Annotated in this window: 22 protein-coding genes and 1 tRNA gene; 4 read left to right on the top strand and 19 right to left on the bottom strand. The window is 62.3% G+C overall.

Translation table 11 applies throughout. The features are described 5' to 3' along the window. Position 1: 1 nt before the first annotated feature. The 3 genes from LPB260_RS17865 to LPB260_RS17855 all read right to left on the bottom strand — a co-directional run bounded on the left by LPB260_RS17865 (position 2) and on the right by LPB260_RS17855 (position 2585). Complete coding sequence (locus LPB260_RS17865) at positions 2–1342, bottom strand: hypothetical protein (RefSeq protein ID WP_208707145.1); 1341 nt, start codon at positions 1340–1342, stop codon at positions 2–4. Between the two features lie 251 nt (positions 1343–1593). Further along, on the bottom strand, positions 1594–2361 hold the full coding sequence (locus LPB260_RS17860; RefSeq protein WP_208707144.1) for a helix-turn-helix domain-containing protein: 768 nt from the start codon (positions 2359–2361) through the stop codon (positions 1594–1596). 5 nt (positions 2362–2366) lie between these two features. Continuing rightward, on the bottom strand, positions 2367–2585 hold the full coding sequence (locus LPB260_RS17855) for a DNA-binding protein (protein WP_208707143.1): 219 nt from the start codon (positions 2583–2585) through the stop codon (positions 2367–2369). A 126-nt stretch (positions 2586–2711) separates the two neighbouring features. Between LPB260_RS17855 and LPB260_RS17850 the strand changes: the two genes are divergently transcribed. Further along, a complete protein-coding gene (locus tag LPB260_RS17850) occupies positions 2712–3470 on the top strand; it encodes a hypothetical protein (protein WP_208707142.1) in 759 nt (252 codons plus the stop codon). Between the two features lie 77 nt (positions 3471–3547). On the opposite strand, the gene LPB260_RS17845 is transcribed toward LPB260_RS17850, so the two are convergent. The 5 genes from LPB260_RS17845 to rpsU all read right to left on the bottom strand — a co-directional run bounded on the left by LPB260_RS17845 (position 3548) and on the right by rpsU (position 9288). Further along, on the bottom strand, positions 3548–4642 hold the full coding sequence (locus tag LPB260_RS17845) for a site-specific integrase (RefSeq protein WP_208707141.1): 1095 nt from the start codon (positions 4640–4642) through the stop codon (positions 3548–3550). A gap of 127 nt (positions 4643–4769) precedes the next feature. Next, positions 4770–4846, bottom strand: a tRNA-Ile gene (locus LPB260_RS17840). Positions 4847–5031: 185 nt separating this feature from the next. Continuing rightward, on the bottom strand, positions 5032–6882 hold the full coding sequence (gene rpoD / locus LPB260_RS17835; protein WP_208707140.1) for an RNA polymerase sigma factor RpoD: 1851 nt from the start codon (positions 6880–6882) through the stop codon (positions 5032–5034). A gap of 67 nt (positions 6883–6949) precedes the next feature. Continuing rightward, on the bottom strand, positions 6950–8911 hold the full coding sequence (gene dnaG, locus LPB260_RS17830; RefSeq protein WP_208707139.1) for a DNA primase: 1962 nt from the start codon (positions 8909–8911) through the stop codon (positions 6950–6952). 161 nt (positions 8912–9072) lie between these two features. Further along, on the bottom strand, positions 9073–9288 hold the full coding sequence (rpsU, locus tag LPB260_RS17825) for a 30S ribosomal protein S21 (protein ID WP_058068915.1): 216 nt from the start codon (positions 9286–9288) through the stop codon (positions 9073–9075). Between the two features lie 207 nt (positions 9289–9495). On the opposite strand from rpsU, the gene tsaD reads away from it, so the two are divergent. Then, complete coding sequence (gene tsaD, locus LPB260_RS17820) at positions 9496–10521, top strand: tRNA (adenosine(37)-N6)-threonylcarbamoyltransferase complex transferase subunit TsaD (RefSeq protein WP_208707138.1); 1026 nt, start codon at positions 9496–9498, stop codon at positions 10519–10521. A gap of 40 nt (positions 10522–10561) precedes the next feature. On the opposite strand, the gene plsY is transcribed toward tsaD, so the two are convergent. Further along, positions 10562–11131, bottom strand: a complete 570-nt coding sequence (gene plsY / locus LPB260_RS17815) for a glycerol-3-phosphate 1-O-acyltransferase PlsY (protein ID WP_208707137.1) — start codon at positions 11129–11131, stop codon at positions 10562–10564. Between the two features lie 233 nt (positions 11132–11364). On the opposite strand from plsY, the gene folB reads away from it, so the two are divergent. Both folB and folK read left to right on the top strand, forming a co-directional pair. Continuing rightward, entirely contained in the window at positions 11365–11721 is a 357-nt protein-coding gene (gene folB, locus LPB260_RS17810) for a dihydroneopterin aldolase (RefSeq protein WP_208707136.1), read from the top strand. Beyond that, a complete protein-coding gene (gene folK / locus LPB260_RS17805; protein ID WP_208707135.1) occupies positions 11712–12257 on the top strand; it encodes a 2-amino-4-hydroxy-6-hydroxymethyldihydropteridine diphosphokinase in 546 nt (181 codons plus the stop codon). Before folB ends, folK begins: the two co-directional genes overlap by 10 nt. A 14-nt stretch (positions 12258–12271) precedes the next feature. On the opposite strand, the gene LPB260_RS17800 is transcribed toward folK, so the two are convergent. From LPB260_RS17800 to LPB260_RS17755, 10 genes are all read right to left on the bottom strand, one after another. Then, positions 12272–13501 (bottom strand): multifunctional CCA addition/repair protein, encoded by a 1230-nt coding sequence (locus LPB260_RS17800; protein ID WP_208707134.1) that lies wholly within the window; start codon positions 13499–13501, stop codon positions 12272–12274. Between the two features lie 125 nt (positions 13502–13626). After that, positions 13627–15213, bottom strand: coding sequence for a SpoVR family protein (locus LPB260_RS17795; protein ID WP_208707133.1), 1587 nt, complete (start codon positions 15211–15213; stop codon positions 13627–13629). Continuing rightward, the gene (locus LPB260_RS17790) at positions 15210–16481 is read right to left on the bottom strand and encodes a YeaH/YhbH family protein (protein WP_208707132.1); all 1272 of its coding nucleotides are present in this window, start codon (positions 16479–16481) and stop codon (positions 15210–15212) included. The genes LPB260_RS17795 and LPB260_RS17790 overlap by 4 nt, the downstream gene beginning before the upstream one ends. An 83-nt stretch (positions 16482–16564) precedes the next feature. Next, positions 16565–18487 carry a PrkA family serine protein kinase gene (locus LPB260_RS17785; RefSeq protein WP_208707131.1) on the bottom strand — a complete coding sequence of 641 codons (1923 nt, stop codon included), beginning with the start codon at positions 18485–18487 and terminating at the stop codon, positions 16565–16567. Positions 18488–18778: 291 nt separating this feature from the next. Then, complete coding sequence (gene glpE / locus LPB260_RS17780; RefSeq protein WP_208707130.1) at positions 18779–19108, bottom strand: thiosulfate sulfurtransferase GlpE; 330 nt, start codon at positions 19106–19108, stop codon at positions 18779–18781. Continuing rightward, positions 19105–19929 carry a symmetrical bis(5'-nucleosyl)-tetraphosphatase gene (locus tag LPB260_RS17775; protein ID WP_208707129.1) on the bottom strand — a complete coding sequence of 275 codons (825 nt, stop codon included), beginning with the start codon at positions 19927–19929 and terminating at the stop codon, positions 19105–19107. The genes glpE and LPB260_RS17775 overlap by 4 nt, the downstream gene beginning before the upstream one ends. Then, complete coding sequence (gene apaG, locus LPB260_RS17770) at positions 19929–20309, bottom strand: Co2+/Mg2+ efflux protein ApaG (RefSeq protein WP_208707128.1); 381 nt, start codon at positions 20307–20309, stop codon at positions 19929–19931. Before apaG ends, LPB260_RS17775 begins: the two co-directional genes overlap by 1 nt. A gap of 31 nt (positions 20310–20340) precedes the next feature. After that, entirely contained in the window at positions 20341–21156 is an 816-nt protein-coding gene (rsmA, locus tag LPB260_RS17765) for a 16S rRNA (adenine(1518)-N(6)/adenine(1519)-N(6))-dimethyltransferase RsmA (RefSeq protein ID WP_208707127.1), read from the bottom strand. A 119-nt stretch (positions 21157–21275) separates the two neighbouring features. After that, on the bottom strand, positions 21276–22268 hold the full coding sequence (pdxA, locus tag LPB260_RS17760; protein WP_208707126.1) for a 4-hydroxythreonine-4-phosphate dehydrogenase PdxA: 993 nt from the start codon (positions 22266–22268) through the stop codon (positions 21276–21278). Between the two features lie 119 nt (positions 22269–22387). Next, the gene (locus tag LPB260_RS17755) at positions 22388–23656 is read right to left on the bottom strand and encodes a peptidylprolyl isomerase (RefSeq protein WP_371926159.1); all 1269 of its coding nucleotides are present in this window, start codon (positions 23654–23656) and stop codon (positions 22388–22390) included. Positions 23657–23660 lie beyond the last annotated feature (4 nt).

The raw sequence follows: 23660 nt of genomic DNA, 5'->3' as shown, positions 1-23660 counted from the left end.
GTCATGCCCCTCGCTTCATCGCCGCGTTGATGACTTGCTTGGTCCCGAATGGTACAAAATCTTTCCAATTTCTTTTAGATGATACTAGTTCTCTAACAAGAGTCCCTGTGGCGTTTTTTATCATGAAGTCACTGTGAAGAGGTTGAAAGGCTATGACCTTCATGCCGGCCTGCTCAAGAAGTTCTTTTTTGTACAGCTCCCATTTGCTAAACAAGCGTATATAGTGAACTATATCTCCAGTGTAATCTTGCTTAAGGTAGGGGATCGCTACTTCTGGATTGTCAATCTCAAAAGGAATAATCTGATACCTCTCAGGCGGAACTCCCCATCGCTCTAGTGACAGCGTTATCATCCTCTTTCTGTCTTCAAAGGTGAACGGGTTGCCTTCGGGGGTACCGCGATGAGGAAGTATCTCGCATTCGCTAACACAATTTATGTTTGGTTGAGTAATGCCGATAAGGCATAGCTCAGAATTCGCAACTCCATGCAGAACATACTCGAAATGCTCATGGTGGAATGGCTGAAACCTTCCGTGAACCATTCCAATCTTGTCTCTATTGTTTGACTTTGCGCCGTTCAAGTAAGGAGACAAAGCTTTGCTTCTTTGGTCTAGGTTTATATTTATTCCACGCTCCCAGAGATCGTCGAATGTTTCAACAAAATAAGGGGCGAGGGAATCATCGTTGTTTTTTCCATCAAAAATTAGCTGCGCATTCTTCCAGCCGGATGAGTCTGCTTCATATACTGATAGTGCCGTAACGCAGTCATCTATTATAAGCAGTCTTAGTGGTGGTTTTTTAGGATACAGCCTGACCTCGAAGTGGTATCCGTCCTCTCTTAGTTTGGCTAGCGTCGCTATCGTGGCGATAATTTTATTTCTGTATTCAGTTTGAAGTTTTTTGTTGCTGCTTAGGCGCTCAAGATCATCGCTAAATGGATCCATTAGCATTATCTTAACGAGATCCGGATTCTTGTTTCTTCTAAAGAAGTCTACTTTCTCTAGGGTCTCTCTAAGAAATTTCTCGCCAGCTATGCCAAGAAATTTAAAGCTGCTCTTTGTTCTTTTTGAAAGTTCTTCGGGTGGGGTTTCGGATAGTTTTTTAATTGAGGTTAGCCCGATATTGGTTGATCCAATTATGACCTCTTTGAAGTGCATAAGTGCCGCATCAAATCCTGCTGTTGATGCAATGCTATATGATACTACAATTCCAATGAAGAAGAATGATGCCGAAATGAAGTAGGATACTGGGTCTGAAATGCTAAAAAAAGCATAGGCAGCAATGGTAATTCCTGCTAGGAGAACAAGTAGCGCGATTATTTTATCGGGAATCCTGCGTGGCATGCTGGGTATTTCCTTATGTGTTTATATGGGTGTTGTGGTGTGCCGAAGTTGAAAGTTTTAAGTTCATAATAAAGTCAAGATTGGACGTTGGCTTGCGCCTGATGCTATTGCTCTTATGGATAGTTTTTTGAGTGTAATATTTCTCGCTGGTTGGCCATTCTCCCGTTCAATATCAGTAAAAGCAAGATAAGAACTGGGCGCCCATCACCAGTTAGCTATGGCTAGCATCGGAGGAGGTCTTGGGCATCTGCTTAATGATCGAGTGGAGCGTTTGCGACTCGTGGTACTGCCATTACATGGCGACTAAAGGTCTTTTGGGCAATGCGCTGTGCATCTTCTGTCGATATTCCGCCTTGAACCAAACGTTTCACATAGTCCGCTTCCGACAGCGCTGGCGGGCTATGTGGATGTTTGTGGCTCGCTGTCCGGCGAATGACAGCGTTCAACCAGCGTGATGGGGAAGTACGGATGGTTCCCTTGGCCAGGGCGTTCAACAGTTGGGAGGTGATCGCTTCCTGTTGACTAGCAGGAGCGGAGCTGATCAGCAGGGCGATCTGTTTACTCTCCAGGGCACTCAGCCGCGTCAGTTTTGCCGTGCGGCTTACTGATGATTCATTTGATGGTTCATATGGTGGTTCTAGGGGTGACATAGCTATGTCACCCTCCCCCTGACATAGCTGTGTCACCCCGGGGGTGACAGTGGTGTCACCCTCCCTGGCGATGTCGTCAGCCGGGGGTGACAATTTGTCGGGGTAGGTCAAAGCGAGTGTGTAGCCGTTAGAAACCTGCCGGCCGCTGGCATCGAATCGAGCGTCTTTCTTCAGCAGATCGGCAGCCAGCAGGGTTTTGATAGTGCGTTGGACGGTGCGCTCCGAAGTGCTGCACTTCGCTGCAATCGTCTTCATCTTCGGCCAGCAGTAGCCGTGATCATCTGCGTTATCAGCGAGCGCCATGAGAACTAGCTTCGGCACAGGCGGGAGCGGCTGCTCCCATGCCCAGTTCATGGCTTTGATGCTCATAGCGATCAGGCTTCTTCGATGACGCGAGCGACTGCAGAGGTTTTGAAATAGATGCGCCGGCCGATTTTAACCTTGCACGGGTGTAGCTTCGCGGACAGTTCGTTTTCGCCGCTCAGGGAGATCCTCAGGCCATTTTTGCTGCGATGTAGCACCTCTGCGAGCTGCTCGAGGGAAAGCAGTGGTGAGCCTCCGTAGCGGTTCAGCAGGGTTTCTTCGACTGTCATCTTGCGACTCCTTGTATGGCTTGCGATACACTGCGCTCATTACGCGAAAAAGGCGTAAGAGTCCTTAAAAAATACCAAATGTCTATATTTTAGACATTTGGTTCTTTTTATGATCGAAGGCTTACGATGTCAAGCACGATTGAAGACCGCGTCATTCTGATTCTGAAGGAGCAGATGTCTCCGGCTGACCTTGAGAGCCTAAAGGGGCACGAAGGGCCGTTCTCAGCGCTGCTCAGCCTATGGAGCCAGCCGCCGTACGCTGGTCGCGGCTTCTGGGAAAAGCTCTCCCAGCTCACAGGCATTCCGTCCGCCCGGTGGCGTAGTGCGTTCTCGCGCAAGCAGAAACCGACCTCAGCCATGATCGAGTCGATTGCCCACCTGTGGCCGAAATACGCGTTCTGGCTGGTAACTGGTGTGACCGATGCGGCCAATGGTCATGTGGCGCCATTAACGGCGCTGACCTTCCCTGAGTTTCTTCATGCGGAGCAGCCTGGTGCGGATGCGTATTTCAGCAAGGCCATTGCCCTGGCTAAGCGACTGTATGAAGAGGGTGAGGTCGATCTGGAGAGCGATGAAGCGCGTCTTGCGGCAGTTGAGAGGACGCTTCCCTTTGCGCATTGGGTTGGGAGTGATCTGGTTGACGTGGCTTATCGACTGGCGGCAAGCGATGAGTACCAGGAGCTTGTCAGGGCTTGGGAGGGCCGAGAAGAGTCTCGTGCTGAGCATCTTGGTCGACTGCTAGGCACTGACCGGCCCTGGGAGCGCCGGTTGGAGGAGGGTAAGTCCCTCGGCCTCAAGCTGACCCCGATCCCAGGGCAAGACCCTCGCGTCACGCACCAGAGCAGCTGGGATCTTTTCTACAAGCCAGACAGCGAAGATGCCTGAGGGCTGGTGACCGAAGCTGGGTCAGTTAAAGCCCTCAGTAAGCGCGGTGAAAAAATGCCAGGCTGCATGGCTGCAGATCAGTTGTCAGCCTGTTGCCTGTTGCGCCTGGTCGTTTTCCTCTCGAGCTTATCCAGCTTGCCAACAAGGTCTTCAGCACGCAGGTGCGTGTAGCGCTTAAGCATCTGCATCGACTTGTGACCGCTGATGGCCGAGACCTCCTGATCAGATAGGCCACCCTCGACCAAGCGGCTGACCGCTTCATGACGTAGATCGTGGAAGCGCAGGTCGGGCATACCGAGCTTCTTCTTCAGCAGCCCCCAGGTCTTGGTGAAGGCATAGGCGCGACGTTTCTCGTCCTTTCCCGGCTCACCGAAGAACACCAGATTGCAGTCTTTGGGGCGAACGGGGTTCTCCAGGGCGGCCCTGAATGTTTCGGTTGCCAGCTTGGTAAGGGGAACGGTGCGAGCACTATCGTTCTTGGTGTCTGCGAGCCGTACCACGCGCTTTTTCAGGTCTACCTGATGGCAACGTAGGCCGGTTATCTCCGACGATCTCATGCCCGTTTCCAAGGCGATTCGGACGATCCAGCCCAGCATGGGGTTGCTGTGGCTGTTCACCGCAGTGAGCAGGCGCTTTTCTTCGTCGGCGGACAGTCGGCGGTCGCGGCCGTCTCCAGGGCTGGGCTTGCGGATATTCAGCACCGGGTTGAAGGTAAGGCCCAGGCCCCATTCCTGAATAGCAACCGTGAAAAGGTGGCTGAGCAGGGCCAGTTCAAGCCGCACGGTATTGTTGCTGGTGGGAAGGCCGCGCTTGCTCAGGGTGCCGAGCCTTGTGTCGCGGTACTTGGCGATGACTTCAGCGGTGAGGGCGGCCATGGAGTATTTGCCCAGGTGCTGGATCAGCTGCTTGGCCTTGGTGGCTTCGGCTTTGCGCGTAGTGGGCTTCTTGCTGGGCGTCACCTCGGACAGGTAGCGCTCTAGAGCTTTCTCCAGCGTCATGCGCTCGGAGCCGCTGCGCTGGATGTACACACCGCGCACCATTTCGTCTTCGGTGCGGCGTGCCCAGTCTTCGGCGTCGCGCTTGGTGCGGAAGGTTTTGGCGTTGGTCGGCCAGCCCGTTTTTCGGACTACGGCTTTCCATGTGCCGGCAGGGGTTTTGACGATTGTTGCCATCAGATAAGGACTCCAAAGGCAGACTGGCTAACCAGTACTGTACCGATTTTGTACCTTTGGACCATAGGCTGATCCAGATGCCACAACCCTAAAAAGCTTAAAGCCGCGCAGTGCGCGGCTTTAAAGGTGGTGGGCCCACACGGACTCGAACCGTGGACCAAAGGATTATGAGTCCTCTGCTCTAACCAACTGAGCTATAGGCCCCCAGAAGGCCGGCGGATTATACCGGGGGCTTGGCGCCAGCGCCAATCGAATGACTCGGCGCTAGATACATGTTCGAGCGCATCGCAGCAGGTGTTTCGAGGCTATTGCGAGCGGAGGGAGTGGGCTGTTGGCGTGTGCGCGCCGTTGAAAGCAAAAACCCCCGGTTTGGGCCGGGGGTCTTGTTGTTACTCGTCGAGGAACGAGCGCAGGTGCTCGCTTCGCGTCGGGTGGCGCAGTTTGCGCAACGCCTTGGCTTCGATCTGACGGATTCGCTCGCGGGTGACATCGAACTGCTTGCCGACTTCCTCGAGGGTGTGGTCGGTGTTCATGTCGATGCCGAAGCGCATGCGCAGTACCTTGGCTTCGCGGGCGGTGAGGCCGGCCAGGACTTCGCGGGTGGCTTCCTTGAGGCTTTCCACCGTCGCCACGTCGATCGGCGACTGCATGGTGGAGTCCTCGATGAAGTCGCCCAGATGCGAGTCTTCGTCGTCGCCGATCGGCGTCTCCATGGAGATCGGTTCCTTGGCGATCTTCAACACCTTGCGGATCTTGTCCTCGGGCATCTCCATGCGCTCGCCGAGCTCTTCCGGAGTCGGTTCGCGACCCATCTCCTGCAGCATCTGCCGGGAGATACGGTTGAGCTTGTTGATCGTCTCGATCATGTGCACCGGAATACGGATGGTGCGAGCCTGGTCGGCGATCGAGCGGGTGATCGCCTGACGGATCCACCAGGTGGCGTAGGTCGAGAACTTGTAGCCGCGACGGTATTCGAACTTATCCACCGCTTTCATCAGGCCGATGTTGCCTTCCTGGATCAGGTCGAGGAACTGCAGGCCGCGGTTGGTGTACTTCTTGGCGATGGAGATCACCAGGCGCAGGTTGGCCTCGACCATCTCCTTCTTCGCGCGACGGGCCTTGGCCTCGCCGATCGACATACGACGGTTGATGTCCTTGATCTCGGCCAGGGTCAGGTCGCACTCGGCTTCCAGGGCGACCAGTTTCTGCTGGCAGCGCTGGATGTCACCCTGCAGGTTGCCAATGGCTTCGGCGTACTTACCCTTGCCCTTGGCCAGCTGCTCGGCCCAGGTCGGGTCGACTTCGTTGCCCGGGAACAGGCGCAGGAAATCGGCGCGCGGCATGCGTGCATCACGCACGCACAGCTGCATGATGGCGCGTTCCTGGGCGCGCAGGCGCTCCAGGGCACTGCGCACGCGCACGACCAGCGCGTCGTACTGCTTGGGTACCAGCTTGATCGGCATGAACAGATCGGCCAGTTCCTTCAGTTCGGCGATGGCCTGCTTGCTGCTGCGACCATGCTTCTTCAGGGCCTTGTTGGCCTTGTCCAGCTGTTCGGCTACGGCAGTGAAGCGGCGCAGGGCCTCTTCCGGGTCCGGGCCGCCATCGCCTTCGTCATCGTCGCTGTCGTCGCTGTCGTCGTCATCGTCGTCATCGTCGCTGTCGTCAGCGGCTGCGCCGTCCTTGGCCGGCACAGGGGCCGCGGCTTCTGCGGGCAGCGTGCCGTCGTCGGGATCGATGTAGCCATTGAGTACTTCAACCAGGCGGCCACCTTCGGTGGTCACGCGGTTGTACTCGGCGAGAATGCTGTCGACGGTGCCGGGGAAGTGGGCGATGGCGCTCATCACCTCGCGGATGCCTTCCTCGATACGCTTGGCGATTTCGATCTCGCCTTCGCGGGTCAGCAGTTCGACCGTGCCCATTTCGCGCATGTACATGCGCACAGGGTCGGTGGTGCGGCCGATATCGGTCTCAACGGCGGCGAGTGCGGCAGCGGCTTCTTCGGCCGCGGCTTCGTCGGTGTCGGCTTCGGCCAACAACAGGGCGTCCGCATCCGGAGCACTCTCGAATACGTTGATCCCCATGTCGTTGATCATGCGGATGATGTCTTCCACCTGTTCCGGATCGGAAATATCCTCCGGCAGGTGGTCGTTGACCTCCGCGTAAGTCAGGTAACCCTGCTCACGACCGCGGCTGATCAATTCTTTCAAACGAGATTGCTGTTGCGCTTTTACGGACATAACACCCTATCCACTGAAGGTCTTGGCGGGCTAAAAACAAGCCGCGGATTATACCCGAATAAGACCCTTAGGCGCCAGTTGGGCTCGGGACTACTGGTGATGTATTACGGCTCAGCAGGTTGCGCAGCAGGTCTTTTTCCTCTGCACTCAACTCACTTTGACGGGCTTTGCGCAGCAAATGTTCCAGGCTGCGCTCGCGTTGGCGGGCGACTAGAGTAGTTATAGTGTCGAAAAACTGTTGTTCAAGGTTGTCCGCCGAAATCAGCCACTCCTTTTCCGCCAGGGCCCGCAGTAGACGGCCCTGTTCGGTGCCGTGCCAGCGTGCGATCAGTTGCAGCGAGCGCAGTTTCGGGTTCTTCTGCAGGGCGCCGAGCAGGGCCACCAGCAGTTGGGCGTAGGTGTCGTCCTCGGCAGCGAAGTGGCTGACGTCCTCGACTTTCTGCGCCAGTTCGGGGTGGTGCAGCAGGGTGCGCAGGGCGCTCAGGTGCGGCGATTCGACGCTGACGGCGGTGCGTGGTGCGCGCGGCCGCTCGTCGCCGCGGCCCTGCTTGCTCCACTTCTGGCCGTCCTTCTTCCACTCTCCCTTGCCTTTGTTGCTGCGCTCGAAGCTGGGCGCCGGGCTGGGGTGGGCGTAGTCCTCGTAGCTGTGAGGGGCGTCGTGGTAGGCGCTATCCGGAATGTCCGGGTAGTCCGGGTATTCGCTTGGCGCCGCGCCAGGGCTGGCGGTTGGCGCCATCTGGCTCAGGGCTTCGCCGCTGAGGCCGGTGATCTCGGTGAGGCGCTGGCGCATCAGGGTGCGCAGGTTGTTGCCGGGGATCTTGTCGATCAGCGGCGCGGCCAGGGTCACCAGGTGCGCCTTGCCTTCCAGTGAGCGGGGGTCGGCTTCTTCGCTGAGTTGCTGGAAGAAGTAGTCGGCCAGCGGTTGGGCCTGCTGGATGATGCGCGCGCGGAAGGCGTCGGTGCCTTCGCTGCGAACCAAGGTGTCCGGGTCCTCGCCGTCGGGCAGGAACAGGAAGCGCGCGCGACGGCCGTCCTGCAGGTTGGGCAGGGTGGCTTCCAGGGCGCGCCAGGCGGCGTTGCGTCCGGCCTGGTCGCCGTCGAAGCAGAACAGCACGCTGGGCACCAGGCGGAACAGGCGCTTGAGGTGCTCTTCGCTGGTGGCGGTGCCGAGGGTGGCGACGGCGTTGCGCAGGCCCTGCTGGGCCAGGGCGATGACATCCATGTAGCCCTCGACCACCATGATCTCGTCGAGGTCGCGGTTGCTCTTGCGTGCCTCGAACAGGCCGTAGAGTTCCTGGCCCTTGTGGAACACCGGGGTTTCCGGCGAGTTCAGGTACTTGGGTTTGTCGTCGCCGAGTACCCGACCGCCGAAGGCGATGACCCGGCCGCGGCTGTCGCGGATCGGGAAGATGACCCGGTCGCGGAAGCGGTCGTAGCGCTTGCCGCTCTCGGCGTTCTCCACCAGCAGGCCGGCATCGATCATTGCCTTCTGCTGCAGGCTGTCGCTGGCCAGGTGCTTGAGCAGGTTGTCCCAGCCCGGCGGCGCAAAACCGAGGCCGAAGTCGCGGGCGATCTCGCCGGACAGGCCGCGGCCCTTAAGGTAGTCCACTGCGGCCCGGCGTTGTGGATGGCTCTTCAGTGCCTGCCGATAGAAGTCGGCGGCGGCGGCCAGTAACGGGTAGAGCGGTGAGTCGGTGGGTTGGCGGGGCTTGTTGCTGCGTCCGCCGTCCTCGCGCGGCACTTCCATTCCGGCGCGTTTGGCCAGGTCCTCGACCGCCTGGGGAAACTCCAGTTGGTCGTGGTCCATGACAAAGCCCAGGGCATTGCCGCCGGCGCCGCAGCCGAAGCAGTAGTAGAACTGTTTGTCCGGGCTGACGCTGAAGGACGGGGTCTTCTCTTTATGGAAGGGGCAGCAGGCGGTGTAGTTCTTGCCGGCCTTTTTCAGCTGGATGCGCGCGCTGACCACTTCGACGATGTCGGTGCGGTTGAGCAGGTCATCGATAAAGGACTGTGGGATCAGGCCGGCCATAGGCGCTCAGAATACTGCCGTGCGGGGCGGCTGGACAGGGTCGCGGGCCACGCAAAAAGCTCCGACCATTCGCCTGTCGGCGAAGCGGAGTGCGGGGCCATAAAACGCAAAGCCCGGCGAAGGCCGGGCGCTGCTGGGTGCTGCGAGGCGGTCCGTACTGATTAGTACAGGCGCACGCTGCGGCGCTGCTCGCGCTGCACTTTCTTGGCGTGACGCTTAACGGCGGCAGCAGCCTTGCGCTTACGCTCGGCGGTCGGCTTCTCGTAGAATTCGCGGCTGCGAACTTCAGCCAGAATGCCGGCTTTTTCGCAGGAGCGCTTGAAACGACGCAGAGCTACGTCGAAGGGTTCGTTCTCTTTAACTTTGACGGCTGGCATCCAGGGCGTACCTTCTTTATTACCGGTTTGGGTAACGTACTCCTGGCAGATGGCGCGGGAGGACGTAGGTTTTTAAGGGTTGCGGATGTTACCGTCTCGTCGCCCTGAATGCAAAGCCTCTGATCGAAAAGCGCTGGTCGGTCTCCTTGCCTGCCTATTATTATGCGCGCCTTCGAAATCATGACACCTCAAGTCAAGGCGCTGCCCATGCTGGTACTGGGATTGGAAACCTCATGCGACGAGACCGGCGTCGCGCTCTATGACAGCGAGCGCGGCCTGCTGGCCGATGCGCTGTTCAGCCAGATCGACCTGCATCGCGTCTATGGCGGCGTGGTGCCGGAGCTGGCCTCGCGCGACCACGTCAAACGCATGCTGCCGTTGATTCGCGAGGTCATGGCCGAGGCCAACTGTACCCCCGGCGAGATCGACGCGATCGCCTACACCGCCGGCCCCGGCCTGGTCGGTGCGCTGCTGGTCGGCGGCTCCTGCGCCCAGGCCCTGGCCTATGCCTGGGATATCCCGGCCCTCGGCGTGCACCACATGGAGGGGCACCTGCTGGCGCCGATGCTGGAGGCGCAGCCACCCAGTTTTCCGTTCGTCGCCTTGCTGGTGTCCGGCGGTCACACCCAGCTGGTGCGGGTCGACGGCATCGGTCAATACCAGTTGCTGGGCGAGTCGCTCGACGACGCGGCGGGCGAAGCCTTCGACAAGACGGCCAAGCTGATGGGCTTGCGCTACCCGGGGGGACCGGAGATCGCCCGTCTGGCCGAGCATGGTACGGTGGGACGCTTTACCTTTCCCCGGCCCATGACCGATCGCCCCGGTCTGGATTTCAGTTTCAGCGGGCTGAAGACCTTCACCCTGAACACCTGGCAGCAGTGCCGCGATTCGGGCGATGACTGCGAGCAGACCCGTTGCGACATCGCCCTGGCTTTCCAGGAGGCGGTGGTCGATACCCTCACGATCAAGTGCCGTCGCGCCCTCAAGCAGACCGGCCTGAACAGCCTGGTGATCGCCGGGGGCGTCAGTGCCAACAAGGCCCTGCGCGAATCCTTGGAGGGCATGCTCGGGGCGCTCAAGGGGCAGGTGTTCTATGCGCGCCCGGCCTTCTGCACCGACAACGGTGCGATGATCGCCTACGCTGGCTGCCAGCGGCTCAAGGCCGGTCAGCGCGAAGGCTTGAGCATCTCGGTGCAGGCGCGCTGGCCGATGGAGCGCTTGCCCGCACTCTAGCCGGGCAGGAAGCGGGCGGGGCAGGCGCAGTTGGCGGCGATCAGAAGTGCCGTTCGCGCCCCGCGAACAGGTCGCGCAGATTGCCGCGATGGCGCCAGACCACCAGTGCGGTCAATACACTCACCGGCAGCAGCGCCGCCGGCTGTTGCCAGGCGAGCAGCGGCAAGGTCAGCGGGGTGGCGATGAGCGCCGCCAGGGAGCTGGTGCGGGTCAGGGCGAAGGTCAGCAGCCAGGCGGCGATCGCCAGGAGTGCGGCGGGAGGATAGAGGCCCAGGAGCATGCCGGCGGAGGTGGCGACGCCCTTGCCGCCATGGAAGCGGAAATACAGCGGATAGAGGTGGCCGACTACGGCGGCGAGGCCGATCCAGGCCTGCTGTTGCAAGTCCAGACCCAGCAGTTTGGCGACCAGCACGGGCACGAGGCCTTTGAGCAGGTCGCCCAGCAGGGTCAGCACCGCCAGGCGTTTGCCGGCCACGCGCAGCATGTTGGTGGCGCCGGGGTTTCCCGAGCCGCTGGCGCGCGGATCCGGTCCGCCCGCCACGCGGCTGAGCAGAATGGCGAAGGACAACGAGCCCAGCAGGTAGGCGAGGACCGCCAGCAGCCAAAACATGGTATCCATTCCACGGCGAGGGATGGGGTGATTCTACAGGCCGTCGCAGCAGGTAGCGAGCGAGGGGGCGACAGCCCGCTGGCGAGGCTCGCCAGGCCCAGGCTGGCGGTCACTGTATTCTGCGTCGTAAATGGACATTTTAGTCCGCTATCAATGCCGTATAGTCCTGCGCAATGATGGTGCGCAGGGCGTCGGCCCGGTGCCGCGGCCACGCCGCGTTGTGGAGAGAGTGCTTGGACATAGTGTTTATCGAGGGTCTGGAAGTCGACACGGTGATCGGCGCGTACGACTGGGAGCGCACCATTCGCCAGTGCCTGCGCCTGGACCTGTACCTGGGGTGGGACAATCGCCCGGCGGCGGCGGGTGACGACCTGAGCAAGGCGCTGGACTATGCCGCGGTGTCGGCCCGGGTTCAGGCCTATGTCGGCGAGGCGCAGTTCATTCTGGTGGAGACCCTGGCGGAGCGCCTGGCCGAGCTGCTGATGGCCGAGTTCCAGATACCCTGGTTGCGCCTCAAGCTGACCAAGCCGGGCGCGGTGCCCGCGGCCCTGGGCGGGGTTGGCGTGGAGATCGAGCGCGGATGTCGCTGATCCCGGTTTTTCTCGGTCTCGGTAGCAATATCGAGCGTGAAGCCCATCTGTGCGCTGGCCTCGATGCGCTGTCTGGCTTGCTTCACGATATGCGCTGTTCGCCGGTTTTCGAGAGCCATGCGGTGGGGATCAAGAGCGGTCCCTTCTTCAACCTGGTGGTCACCGGTTACAGCAACTTGCCGCTGGGCGAGCTGGATCGACGCCTGAAGTTCATCGAGGCGGACAACGGTCGCTATGCGCCAGAGCGCAAGGGCCTGCCGCTGGATATCGATGTGCTGCTGTATGGCGACCAGGTCGGCAATTTCGACGGCCTGATTCTGCCGCGGGCGGAGATTCTCAAAAACGCCTTCGTGCTCTGGCCGCTGGCTTTGCTCGCGCCCGAGGCGCTGCACCCTGAGGTGCAGCGCCGTTTCGCCGAATTGTGGCAGGCAGCCAGCATCGATCAACAGCTGTGGCCGGTGGCATTCCAGTGGCGCGGCCATGAGCTGACCCCGGCGTCCCTGCTGCTTGCCTGCCCGCCGACGGCTCGGCGCTAGCACAGCCCGGCTGGCTAGGCTGGCGGGCTCGCCTTGTAGTCCTTGAGTGCCTGCAGGCGTTGTCGCTTCAGCGCTTCGCCCAGCTCGGCGCCTTTGAACCCCTGCTCCAGCAGGGGCTGCACGGCTACCTCGCGGGCCACCTGCATGGCCCGGCGCAGGTAGTCCGCCTGCGGGTAGGCACGCTGCTCCAGGCCTTCGCGGCCGCGCGCATCCATCTCGCAGGCGGCGATAAACTCCTCGAAGCGCTGCGGTCGCCGGAACACGTCGAAGTGTTGTAGCAGCTCCAGCAGGGTCGAAGCCTTCAGCTCCAGGGCCCGATGGCCGTGGGTGTGGTACTCGCCCACCAGCAGGGCCAGTTCCTGGCAGTCTCTTGGGGCCTTGCAGCGCTGGTTGATCGAACGGATCAACGGCAGGCCGCGTTGTTCGTGGGCAACATGCCGCGGCCACTGCGCCTGCGGGGTCAGGCCCTTGCCAACGTCATGCAGCAGGCAGGCCCAGCGCACCGTCAACGGTTGCTGATGCTCCGCGCATTGGCGCAGCACGCTGAGCACGTGCACGCCGGTATCGATTTCCGGGTGGTGGGCCGCAGGCTGCGGTACGCCGAACAGGGCGTCGACCTCCGGCAGCAGCGCCTTGAGCGCGCCGCAGTCGCGTAGCACCTGGATGAACACGTCGGGCCGCGGTTCGAGCAGGGCGCGGGAGATTTCCTTCCAGCTGCGCTCGGGGGTGAGCGCCGACAGTTCGCCGGACTCGCTGAGCTGGCGCATCAGCTCGAGGGTTTCCGTCGCCACGCAGAACCCGTCGGGTGCGTAGCGGGCGGCGAAACGGGCGACCCGGAGCACACGCAACGGGTCTTCGGCAAAAGCCGGGGAGACGTGGCGCAACAGGCGCGCCGCGAGATCACGCTGGCCGCCATAGGGATCGATCAGCTGGCCGTGCGCGTCCTCGGCCATGGCGTTGACCGTCAGGTCGCGGCGGATCAGGTCTTGTTCCAGGGTGACGTCGGGGCTGGCGTAGAAGGTGAAGCCGCCGTAGCCCCGGCCGCTCTTGCGCTCGGTGCGGGCCAGGGCGTATTCCTCGCCGCTCTTGGGGTGGAGAAACACCGGGAAGTCCGCGCCTACCGGGCGAAACCCTTGCTCCAGCATGTGTTCGGCGGTGGTGCCGACCACCACCCAGTCTGTTTCTTCGACCTTGCGCCCCAACAGGCGATCACGTACCGCACCGCCCACTTTGTATATCTGCATGACTACCTCCGATGTCGCAGAGGATAGCGGTTGCGCTGGCAGCAGGGGAAAGGCTTATTGGCGGATCGGCGTCTGCAGGGTTGTGGGCCGGCTGCTCATGGGCAAGCAGCCGGCCGTGCGCGGGCTCAGACTGGCGGGATGACCAGGTCCAGGCGCGGGTAGTCGCCTTCCTGATCGGGATCGCCCCGCGGCGGCACATGATGAGTCTCGATCAGCTGGTCGCCCTGGAAGGTCTCCAGGTGGATGTCGAAGCCCCACAGGCGGTGCAGGTGCTTCATCACTTCCTCGGTCGAGGTGCCCAGGGGTTTGCGGTCGTGCTGCTGGTGGCGCAGGGTCAGCGAGCGGTCACCGCGGCGGTCGATGCTCCAGATCTGCACGTTGGGCTCGCGATTGCCGAGGTTGTATTGCGCCGCCAAGGTTTCGCGGATGGTGCGATAGCCCGCTTCATCGTGGATGGCCGGCACCACCAGCTCGTCCTTCTGGTCGTCGTCCAGAACGCTGAACAGCTTGAGGTCGCGAATCACCTTGGGCGACAGATACTGCAGGATAAAGCTTTCGTCCTTGAAGCTCTTCATGGCGAACTTCAGGGTGCTCAGCCAGTCGCTGCCGGCGATGTCGGGGAACCAGCGGCGGTCTTCCTCGGTAGGCTCCTCGCAGATTCGGCGGATGTCGCGGTACATGGCGAAGCCCAGGGTATAGGGGTTGATGCCACTGTAGTAGGGGCTGTCGAATGGCGGCTGGTAGATCACGGCGGTATGCGACTGGAGGAACTCCAGGATAAAGCCCTCGGTGATCAGGCCCTCGTCGTACAGGTCGTTCATCAGGGTGTAGTGCCAGAACGTGGCCCAGCCTTCGTTCATCACCTGGGTCTGGCGCTGCGGGTAGAAGTACTGGGCGATCTTGCGCACGATGCGGATCACCTCGCGCTGCCAGGGCTCGAGCAGTGGCGCATGTTTTTCCAGGAAGTAGAGGATGTTCTCCTGGGGCTCGGCGGGGAAGCGCTTGCTGTCCTTCTCGCCATCCTTGCTGGCGCCCTTGGGGATGGTGCGCCACAGGTCGTTGATCTGCTTCTGCAGGTGCTCCTCGCGCTCCTTCTGACGCCGCCGCTCCTCTTCGGCGGAAATCGGGTAGGGCCGCTTGTAGCGGTCTACGCCGTAGTTCATCAGGGCATGGCAGGAGTCGAGCAGGTCCTCCACCGCATCGATGCCATGGCGCTCCTCGCACTGGGTGATGTACTGCTTGGCGAACACCAGGTAGTCGATGATCGAACTGGCGTCGGTCCAGCTGCGGAACAGGTAGTTGCCCTTGAAGAAGCTGTTGTGTCCGTAACAGGCGTGGGCGATCACCAGCGCCTGCATGCACAGGGTGTTCTCCTCCATCAGGTAGGCGATGCACGGGTCGGAGTTGATCACGATCTCGTACGCCAGGCCCATCTGGCCGCGCTTGTAGTTCTTCTCGGTGCTGAGGAAGTGTTTGCCGTAGGACCAGTGGTGATAGCCCAGCGGCATGCCCACCGAGGCGTAGGCGTCCATCATCTGCTCGGCGGTGATCACTTCGATCTGGTTGGGATAGGTGTCCAGCGCGTAGCGTTCGGCCAGGCGGCTGATCTCGCGGTCGAAGGCGCGGATCAGTTCGAAGGTCCATTCCGAACCGGTGGCGATAGGTTTGCGCCGTTTCGCGCTGGTGCGGGCTGAGCTGTCATAACTGGTCATGTTACGAGCCTCCGCTGGAACAGTTCGCGGAACACCGGGTAGATATCCGACGCCGAGACCAGCTGTTGCTGGGCGAAGGTATCCTCGAAGCGTTCGCAGACCTGCTCGTACTCGAACCACAACGCCTGGTGTTCGCGGGGGGTGATCTCGACGTAGGTGAAATACTGCACGAACGGCATGATCTGCTTTATCAGGATATCGCGACAAATGGGCGAGTCGTCATTCCAGTTGTCGCCGTCCGACGCCTGGGCACCGTAGATGTTCCATTCGTTGATCGGGTAGCGCTCGGCCATGATCTCCTGCATCAGCTTGAGGGCGCTGGAGACGATGGTGCCGCCGGTTTCGCGGGAATAGAAGAACTCCTCCTCGTCGACCTCTTTCGCACTGGTGTGGTGGCGGATAAACACCACGTCGATCTTGTCGTAGCTGCGCTTGAGGAACAGGTAGAGCAGGATGAAGAAACGCTTGGCGATATCCTTGGTGGCCTGGGTCATGGAGCCAGACACGTCCATCAGGCAGAACATCACCGCCTTGGAGCTGGGGTTGGGCTGCTTGACCAGCAGGTTGTACTTGAGGTCGAAGGTGTCGAGGAAGGGCAGGCGGCCAATGTGCGCGCGCAGCCGAGCGATCTCGGCCTCCATCTCCTGGATGTCGCTCAGGTTGTCCGGTTCTTCGCGCTTGAGCCGCTCCAGCTCGGCCAGTGCCGCGCGCAGCTTGTTGCGGCTGCTGCCGGACAGGGCGATGCGCCGCGCATGGGCCGAGCGGAGGGTGCGAACGATGTTGATCCGCGACGGGTTGCCGACGCTGCTGATGCCGGCTCGAACCGACTTGAAGGTGTCGGCGCCGGTCAGGTGCCGCTTGACCAGGTTGGGCAGCTCCAGATCCTCGAACATGAAGTCGAGAAACTCTTCCTGGGTGATCTGGAAGACGAATTCGTCCATCCCTTCGCCGCTATTGCTGGCCTTGCCGCCGCCCTTGCCGCCCCCGCCGCCTGGTGGGCGCGGGATATGCTCGCCGGCAGTGAACTCCTTGTTGCCAGGGTGGACGATGGTCTGCCGGCCGCCGCGGCCGTGGTGCAACACCGGCTCGTCGATGTCGCGACCGGGAATGCTGATCTGCTCGCCGTGCTCCATGTCGGTGATGGAGCGGCGGCTGACCGCCTCCTCCACCGCCTTCTTGATGTGGTCACGGTAGCGCCGCAGGAATCGCTGGCGATTTACCGTGCTCTTGTTCTTGCCGCTAAGGCGCCGGTCTATCACATAGCTCATAGGCCCCTCCGGGGAGCTTTCGCTTCAAGCCAAAAGCTGCAGACGATCCAGTTGCAGCTTAAGGCTGATGGCTTGAGGCTGCTTTACTGCGATTTGCGAACCCGCAGGTACCACTCGGAGAGCAGGCGTACCTGCTTGTCGGTGTAACCGCGCTCGACCATGCGCTTGACGAAGTCGTTGTGTTTCTGCTGGTCCTCCTTGCTTGCCTTGGCGTTGAAGCTGATGACCGGCAAGAGGTCTTCGGTGTTGGAGAACATCTTCTTCTCGATCACGACACGCAGTTTCTCGTAGCTCAGCCAGGTCGGGTTCTTGCCATTGTTGTTGGCGCGGGCGCGCAGCACGAAGTTGACGATCTCGTTGCGGAAATCCTTCGGGTTGCTGATGCCGGCCGGCTTCTCGATTTTCTCCAGTTCCTCGTTCAGGGCTACGCGGTTGAGGATCTCGCCGGTTTCCGGGTCGCGGTATTCCTGGTCCTGAATCCAGAAGTCGGCGTACAGCACGTAGCGGTCGAAGATGTTCTGCCCGTATTCGCTGTAGGACTCGAGGTAGGCGGTCTGGATTTCCTTGCCGATGAACTCGATGTAGCGCGGTGCCAGGTATTCCTTGATGAAGCGCAGGTAACGCTCACGCACCTCGGCGGGGAACTGCTCCTGATCGATCTGCTGCTCGAGCACATACAGCAGGTGTACGGGGTTGGCCGCCACCTCGTGGGCGTCGAAGTTGAACACCTTGGAGAGGATCTTGAAGGCGAAGCGAGTCGACAGGCCGTTCATGCCCTCGTCGACGCCGGCGTTGTCGCGGTATTCCTGGATCGACTTGGCCTTGGGGTCGGTATCCTTGAGGTTCTCGCCGTCGTAGACGCGCATCTTCGAGTAGATGTTGGAGTTCTCCGGCTCCTTCAGGCGCGACAGTACGGAGAACTGCGCGAGCATCTTCAGGGTGTCGGGTGCGCAATGGGCATGGGCCAGGGAGCTGTTGGTCAGGAGCTTGTCGTAGATCTTGATCTCGTCGGTGACGCGCAGGCAGTAGGGCACCTTGACGATGTAGATGCGGTCGATGAACGCTTCGTTGTTCTTGTTATTGCGGAAGCTGTGCCACTCGGACTCGTTGGAGTGGGCCAGCAGGATGCCGTTGAACGGCAGGCCGCCGAGGCCCTCGGTGCTGTTGTAGTTGCCTTCCTGGGTGGCCGTCAGCAGCGGGTGCAGCACCTTGATCGGTGCCTTGAACATCTCGACGAATTCCATCAGACCCTGGTTGGCGCGGCACAGGGCGCCTGAGTAGCTGTAGGCGTCGGCGTCGTTCTGCGGGAACTCCTCGAGCTTGCGGATATCCACCTTGCCGACCAGGGCGGAGATGTCCTGGTTGTTCTCGTCGCCCGGCTCGGTCTTGGCGATGGCGATCTGGTTGAGGACCGAAGGGTAGAGCTTGACCACGCGGAACTGGCTGATGTCCCCACCGAACTCTGACAGGCGCTTGGTCGCCCAGGGCGACATGACGGTGGTCAGGTAGCGCCGCGGGATGCCGAAATCCTCTTCGAGGATCGTGGCGTCCTCCGCGGCATTGAACAGGCCCAGCGGCGACTCGAATACCGGCGAACCCTTGATCGCATAGAAGGGCACCTTCTCCATCAGCTCCTTGAGCTTCTCCGCCAGGGACGACTTGCCGCCGCCGACCGGACCCAGCAGGTAGAGAATCTGCTTCTTCTCTTCCAGGCCCTGGGCGGAGTGGCGGAAGAAGGCGACGATCTGGTCGATGCACTCTTCCATGCCGTGGAAGTCGGCAAAGGCCGGGTAGCGGCGAATCATCTTGTTGGAGAAGATCCGCGACAGCCGGGCGTTGCTCGAGGTGTCGAGCAGCTCAGGCTCGCCGATCGCCATCAGCAGGCGCTCGGCGGCGGTCGCGTAGGCACTGGGGTCTTGCTTGCAGAGCTCGAGGTACTCTTGGAGGCTGTATTCCTCCTGGCGAGTTGCTTCGAAGCGTTGTTGGAAGTGGCTGAAAATACTCATGACGTCACCTCGGTCGATGCTCGGAGCCGGGCGAGGGATCGGTCGTTCGGGTGCTAAGGCGCAGCCGATGAGAGTGCCGACGAAGATCCCCCAGAATACAAAAGGTCGTTACCGTTGGCCCGAAGCCGGTCAGCCGGCTTTCCCTGATTTTTGGATGGCCTGAGGTAAGGATAGTTCGGAATCTGGAAGAGCAAGCGCGGCGCAACGATAACAAGATATTGCCGCGCCCGGTGCCGGGCGCGGACGCAGAAGTGGCGCGGGGTTGCCGCTAGGCAGCGGACAGTATTTTTTTTACTCGCCCGAGTTCTGCGCGACATCGGCCGGATAGCTGGCGCGCCACAGCTCGAAGCCGCCGTCCAGGCTGTAGACCTCGGAAAAGCCCTGGCCGACCAGGTAGGCGGCGGCGCTCTGGCTGGAGTTGCCGTGGTAGCAGGTGACGATCAGCGGGGCGTCGAGATCGGCCCGGGCGATGAAGTCCGCCAGCGAATAGTTGTCCAGGTGCTGCGAGCCACTGATGTGGCCGGCGGCGAAGCTCTGTGGGTCGCGGATGTCGACCACGGCGGCGCCCTGCTGGCGCAGGGCTTGCGCCTGTTGCGGGGAGATGCGCTTGAACTCGCTCACGGTGTTTCCTCGTTGCAGTCGCAGCGGTGGCGTTCGCCGCTGTCGATATTCAATAGGGTCATGGCCCCGCCCCAGACGCAGCCGGTGTCCAGGGCGAACAGGCCGGGTTCGCTGCAGCGGCCTTCCAGCGCGGCCCAGTGGCCGAAGACGATCTTCTGGCCACGGGTCTTGCGGTTCGCGTGACTGAACCAGGGGGCGTAGCCGGGCGGCGCGCTGTCGAGGCCTTCCTTGCTCTTCAGGTCCAGGGTGCCGTCGGCCGTGCAGAAGCGCATGCGGGTGAAGTAGTTGGTGATCACCCGCAGGCGGGTGATGCCCTGCAGTTCGCCGCTCCACCTGGCCGGTTCATTACCGTACATGCCGTCGAGGAACAGGGGCAAGCGGCCGTCGTCGCGCAGCGCCTCCTCGACCTCGGCCGCTCTGCTCAAGGCCTTGTCCAATGACCATTGTGGCGGAATGCCGGCATGCACCAGGGCGATGTCGCGGTCGGCGTCGTAGTGCAGCAACTTCTGCCGGCGCAGCCAGTCGAGCAGTTCCTCGCGATCCGGTGCGTCGAGGATCTCGCGCAGGGTGTCGGCTTTCTTCAGGCGCTCGATATTGTGGGCGGCGGCCAGCAGGTGCAGGTCGTGATTGCCCAGCACGCAGGTCACCGCCTCACGCAGGGAGTAGACGAAACGCAGGGTGGCGAGGGACTCCGGGCCGCGGTTGACCAGGTCGCCGACCAGCCACAGGCGGTCCTTGGCCGGGTCGAAGGCGACGCGCTGCAACAGGCAGCGCAGCGGTTGCAGGCAGCCTTGCAGGTCGCCAACGGCGTAGGTTGCCATCAGTGCAGCGAGCCCGGTACGAAGAGGCGGAAAGGGGCGATGATCGCGTCGAAGCGCTTGCCGTCCTCGGCGATCATCTGATAGCTGCCCTGCATCGCGCCCACCCGGGTCGCCAGCACCGTGCCGCTGCTATAGGTGTGGCTCTCGCCGGGGGCAATCAGCGGCTGCTGGCCGACGACGCCGGCGCCGCGCACCTCCTGCACGCGTCCATCGCCATCGGTGATCAGCCAGTGGCGCGACAGCAGCTTGGCCGGCTGCTGGCCATTATTGGCGATGGTCACGGTGTAGGCGAAGGCGTAGCGGTTCTGCTCCGGCTGGGATTGCTCCGGCAGGTAGCGGGTGGCGACCGTGACGTCGACCTGGTAACGGGAATCGGGCATGCGTTGAGACTCGCTGAACTGGAAGACCAGTCTAGTTGCTGGTGGCCGCTGCGGGTTGCTGTGCCAGCTGGTCGGCCAGGCGTACGAAGGCGGCCAGGTCGAGCTGTTCCGGGCGCAGGCTGCCGTCGACGCCGGCGGCCTCGATCGCGCTGGCCGGCAACAGCGCCTTCAGCGTGTTGCGCAGGGTCTTGCGGCGCTGGTTGAAGGCCTCGCGCACGACGCGCTCGAGCAGCTGGTGATCCTTGGCGGGGTGCGGCAGCACCTCATGGGGCACCAGGCGGACGATGGCCGAGTCGACCTTGGGCGGAGGGCTGAACGCCCCGGGGCCGACATCGAACAGGTGTTCGACCCGGCAGTGGTACTGCACCATGATCGACAGCCGCCCCCAGTCGCCACCGCCGGGGCCGGCGGCGAGGCGCTGGACCACTTCCTTCTGCAACATGAAGTGCATGTCGCGGATCACCGCGGCGTTGTCCAGCAGGTGGAAGATCAGCGGGGTGGAGATGTTGTACGGCAGGTTGCCGACCACCCGCAGGCTGCGTGGGGCCGGTTCGAGGCGCTGGAAGTCGAACTTCAGGGCGTCGCCCTGGTGCAGCTGGAAGCGCGGCTCCGCGGCGAACTTGCCGTTGAGGATCGGCACCAGGTCGCGATCGAGCTCGATTACGTCGAGCTGCGCGCCACTGCCGAGCAGGCCTTCGGTCAGCGCGCCCTGTCCCGGGCCGATCTCCAGCAGGCGCTCGCCCTCGCGCGGATGGATGGCGCGCAGGATGCGGTGGATGACCCCGGCGTCGTGCAGGAAGTTCTGGCCGAAGCGCTTGCGTGCGCGGTGTTGGTAGGTGTCGGACATGGCAGCGGCTCCAGGCTTCAAGCCGCAAGCTTAAAGCGAATGCAAAGGGCGGCAGTTTAACAGCAAAGGGCGCGCAAGCCGTAGGCCGTGACGTGCGCCCCGGCAGGGAGTAGCTCCGCCTAGGCGCGGCTCGCGGCCATCTGGTAGGCGGTTTCCAGGGCGACCTGCAGGCTGCCGCTGTCGATCCGGCCGCTTCCGGCCAGGTCCAGGGCGGTGCCATGGTCGACCGAGGTGCGGATGATCGGCAGGCCGAGGGTGACGTTGACCGCGGCGCCGAAGCCCTTGTACTTGAGTACGGGCAAGCCCTGGTCGTGGTACATCGCCAGCACCGCGTCGCAGTGGTCGAGGTGCTTGGGAGTGAACAGGGTGTCGGCCGGCAGCGGGCCGACCAGGTCCAGGCCTTCACTGCGCAGGCGTTCGAGCGTCGGCTCGATGATCTCGATTTCTTCGCGGCCGAGGTGGCCGCCCTCGCCGGCATGGGGGTTGAGGCCACAGACCAGGATGCGCGGCTGGGCGATGCCGAATTTCGTGCGCAGGTCGCGGTCGAGGATGCGCGTCACGCGCGTCACACGCTCGGCGGTGATGGCGGCGGCCACGTCCTTGAGCGGCAGGTGGGTGGTCACCAGGGCCACGCGCAGGCCACGGGTGGCGAGCATCATCACCACCTGCTCGGTACGCGTGAGCTCGGCGAGAAACTCGGTGTGGCCGGAGAAAGGGATGCCGGCCTGGTTGATCACACCCTTGTGCACCGGGGCGGTGATCATGGCGGCGAAGTGTCCGTCGAGGCAGCCCCGGCCGGCGCGGGTCAGGGTCTCCAGGACGTAGCCGGCGTTGGCCGGTTCCAGCTGGCCGGGCTGTACTGTTGCGGCCATTGGTGTGTCCCAGACGTACAGGCTGCCAGCGGGGCTTGGCTGCTCGGGCCAGGCGCCCGGGGTCACGGCGATCAGTTCGATGGCAATGCCCAGCAGGCGGGCGCGCTCGGCGAGCATCGGCAGGCTGGCGATGGCGACCAGGGGCCTGGGTTGTGCCTGGCGAGCCAGTAGCAGGCACAGGTCGGGGCCGATGCCTGCCGGCTCGCCGGGGGTCAATGCGAAAAGCTGCGGAGCGGTCATGGGCAGGGTCTCGATTGCGCCGCCTGGGCGGACATTGGGCAGGCGCCTATCTTAAGCCGCGCCACCCTGAAAGCAAAAAGCCCGGCGCTAAGGGCCGGGCTCTTCTTGGTGCGGTGGTGTTACAGCTTGGTCTCGACGTAGGCCTCGTCGCGGATCTGCCGCAGCCAGGCTTGCAGTTCTTCGTCGTACTTGCGGTTGCGCAGCAGGTTCAGCGCCTGCTGCTCGCGGAACTCAGCGCTGCTGTCGGTGGCGCGCCGGCCCATTACCTGCAGGATGTGCCAGCCATAGCCGGTCTTGAACGGCTTGGACAGCTCGCCGCTGGCGGTGTTGGCCATCACCTCGCGGAACTCCGGCACCAGCGCGCTCGGATCGATCCAGCTCAGGCTGCCGCCGTTGAGCGCCGAGCCCGGATCTTCGGAGAAGCTCTTGGCCAGCTCGGCGAAGTCCTCGCCGGACTGGATGCGCTGGTGCAGGCGCTCGACCAGGCGCTTGGTTTCCGCGTCGCTGCGAATTTCGCTGGGCTTGATCAGGATATGCCGGACGTTGACTTCGTCGCGCACCTGACTGGCGCCGCCGCGCTTTTCCAGCAGCTTGAGCAGGATGAAGCCACCCGGGGTGCGCATCGGTTCGGTGACCTCGCCGACCGACAGGGCGCCGATCATGGCGTCGAACGGTGGCGGCAGCTGGGCCGCCTTGCGCCAGCCCATTTCGCCGCCTTCCAGGGCGGTTTCACTGGCCGAGCGGGCGATGGCCAGCTGGGCGAAGTCGGCGCCGCGCTGCAGCTGCTGATACAGCTCGCGGGCCTGGCGTTCGGCTGCCTGGATGGTTTCCGGCGAGGCGGCCTCGGGGACCGGGATGAGGATGTTGGCCAGGCGGAACTCTTCCGATAGCTGCAGCTTGCCGAGGTCGGAGGCGAGGAAGTTCTGCACTTCCTGGTCGGTCACCTGGATGCGCTCGGCCACCCTGCGCTGGCGCACGCGGCTGATGATCATCTCGCGGCGCACCTGGTCGCGGGCATCGGCGTAGGACAGGCCGTCCTTCGCCAGGGCGGCGCGGAACTGCTCCAGGCTCATGCCATTGCGCTGGGCAATGGTGCCGAGGGCCTGGTTGAGTTCCTCGTCGGTGATGCGGATGCCGGAGCGGTCGCCGATCTGCAGCTGGATGTTCTCGATGATCAGGCGCTCCAGCACCTGACCATCCAGCACGCTCTGCGGCGGCACTTCGGCGCCGCGCTTGGCGATGGTCTGCTGGACTTCGCGCACCCGGGCGTCGAGCTGGCTCTGCATGATCACGTCGTTGTCGACGATCGCCACCACGCGGTCGAGGGATTTCACTTCGGCCTGCGCCGCAGCGCCGAGGAACAGCGCGCCCAGCAGCAGCGGGCGCATGCAA

The sequence above is a fragment of the Pseudomonas sp. LPB0260 genome (assembly GCF_013388395.1).
The sequence above is the reverse complement of the archived record's forward strand: the minus strand, read 5'-3'. Positions and strand labels throughout refer to the sequence as shown.

Bases quoted from the DNA above. Each gene is read 5' to 3' on its own strand.
- LPB260_RS17755 (WP_371926159.1), bottom strand. From the start codon at position 23,656: ATGCGCCCGCTGCTGCTGGGCGCGCTGTTCCTCGGCGCTGCGGCGCAG.
- LPB260_RS17790 (WP_208707132.1), bottom strand. From the start codon at position 16,481: ATGAGCTATGTGATAGACCGGCGCCTTAGCGGCAAGAACAAGAGCACG.
- LPB260_RS17795 (WP_208707133.1), bottom strand. From the start codon at position 15,213: ATGACCAGTTATGACAGCTCAGCCCGCACCAGCGCGAAACGGCGCAAA.
- LPB260_RS17800 (WP_208707134.1), bottom strand. From the start codon at position 13,501: ATGCAGATATACAAAGTGGGCGGTGCGGTACGTGATCGCCTGTTGGGG.
- LPB260_RS17860 (WP_208707144.1), bottom strand. From the start codon at position 2,361: ATGAGCATCAAAGCCATGAACTGGGCATGGGAGCAGCCGCTCCCGCCT.
- LPB260_RS17775 (WP_208707129.1), bottom strand. From the start codon at position 19,929: ATGGCAACCTACGCCGTTGGCGACCTGCAAGGCTGCCTGCAACCGCTG.
- apaG (WP_208707128.1), bottom strand. From the start codon at position 20,309: ATGCCCGATTCCCGTTACCAGGTCGACGTCACGGTCGCCACCCGCTAC.
- LPB260_RS17845 (WP_208707141.1), bottom strand. From the start codon at position 4,642: ATGGCAACAATCGTCAAAACCCCTGCCGGCACATGGAAAGCCGTAGTC.
- LPB260_RS17855 (WP_208707143.1), bottom strand. From the start codon at position 2,585: ATGACAGTCGAAGAAACCCTGCTGAACCGCTACGGAGGCTCACCACTG.
- tsaD (WP_208707138.1), top strand. From the start codon at position 9,496: ATGCTGGTACTGGGATTGGAAACCTCATGCGACGAGACCGGCGTCGCG.
- plsY (WP_208707137.1), bottom strand. From the start codon at position 11,131: ATGTTTTGGCTGCTGGCGGTCCTCGCCTACCTGCTGGGCTCGTTGTCC.
- LPB260_RS17785 (WP_208707131.1), bottom strand. From the start codon at position 18,487: ATGAGTATTTTCAGCCACTTCCAACAACGCTTCGAAGCAACTCGCCAG.
- LPB260_RS17865 (WP_208707145.1), bottom strand. From the start codon at position 1,342: ATGCCACGCAGGATTCCCGATAAAATAATCGCGCTACTTGTTCTCCTA.
- dnaG (WP_208707139.1), bottom strand. From the start codon at position 8,911: ATGGCCGGCCTGATCCCACAGTCCTTTATCGATGACCTGCTCAACCGC.
- rpsU (WP_058068915.1), bottom strand. From the start codon at position 9,288: ATGCCAGCCGTCAAAGTTAAAGAGAACGAACCCTTCGACGTAGCTCTG.
- rsmA (WP_208707127.1), bottom strand. From the start codon at position 21,156: ATGTCCGACACCTACCAACACCGCGCACGCAAGCGCTTCGGCCAGAAC.
- folK (WP_208707135.1), top strand. From the start codon at position 11,712: ATGTCGCTGATCCCGGTTTTTCTCGGTCTCGGTAGCAATATCGAGCGT.
- pdxA (WP_208707126.1), bottom strand. From the start codon at position 22,268: ATGACCGCTCCGCAGCTTTTCGCATTGACCCCCGGCGAGCCGGCAGGC.
- LPB260_RS17850 (WP_208707142.1), top strand. From the start codon at position 2,712: ATGTCAAGCACGATTGAAGACCGCGTCATTCTGATTCTGAAGGAGCAG.
- rpoD (WP_208707140.1), bottom strand. From the start codon at position 6,882: ATGTCCGTAAAAGCGCAACAGCAATCTCGTTTGAAAGAATTGATCAGC.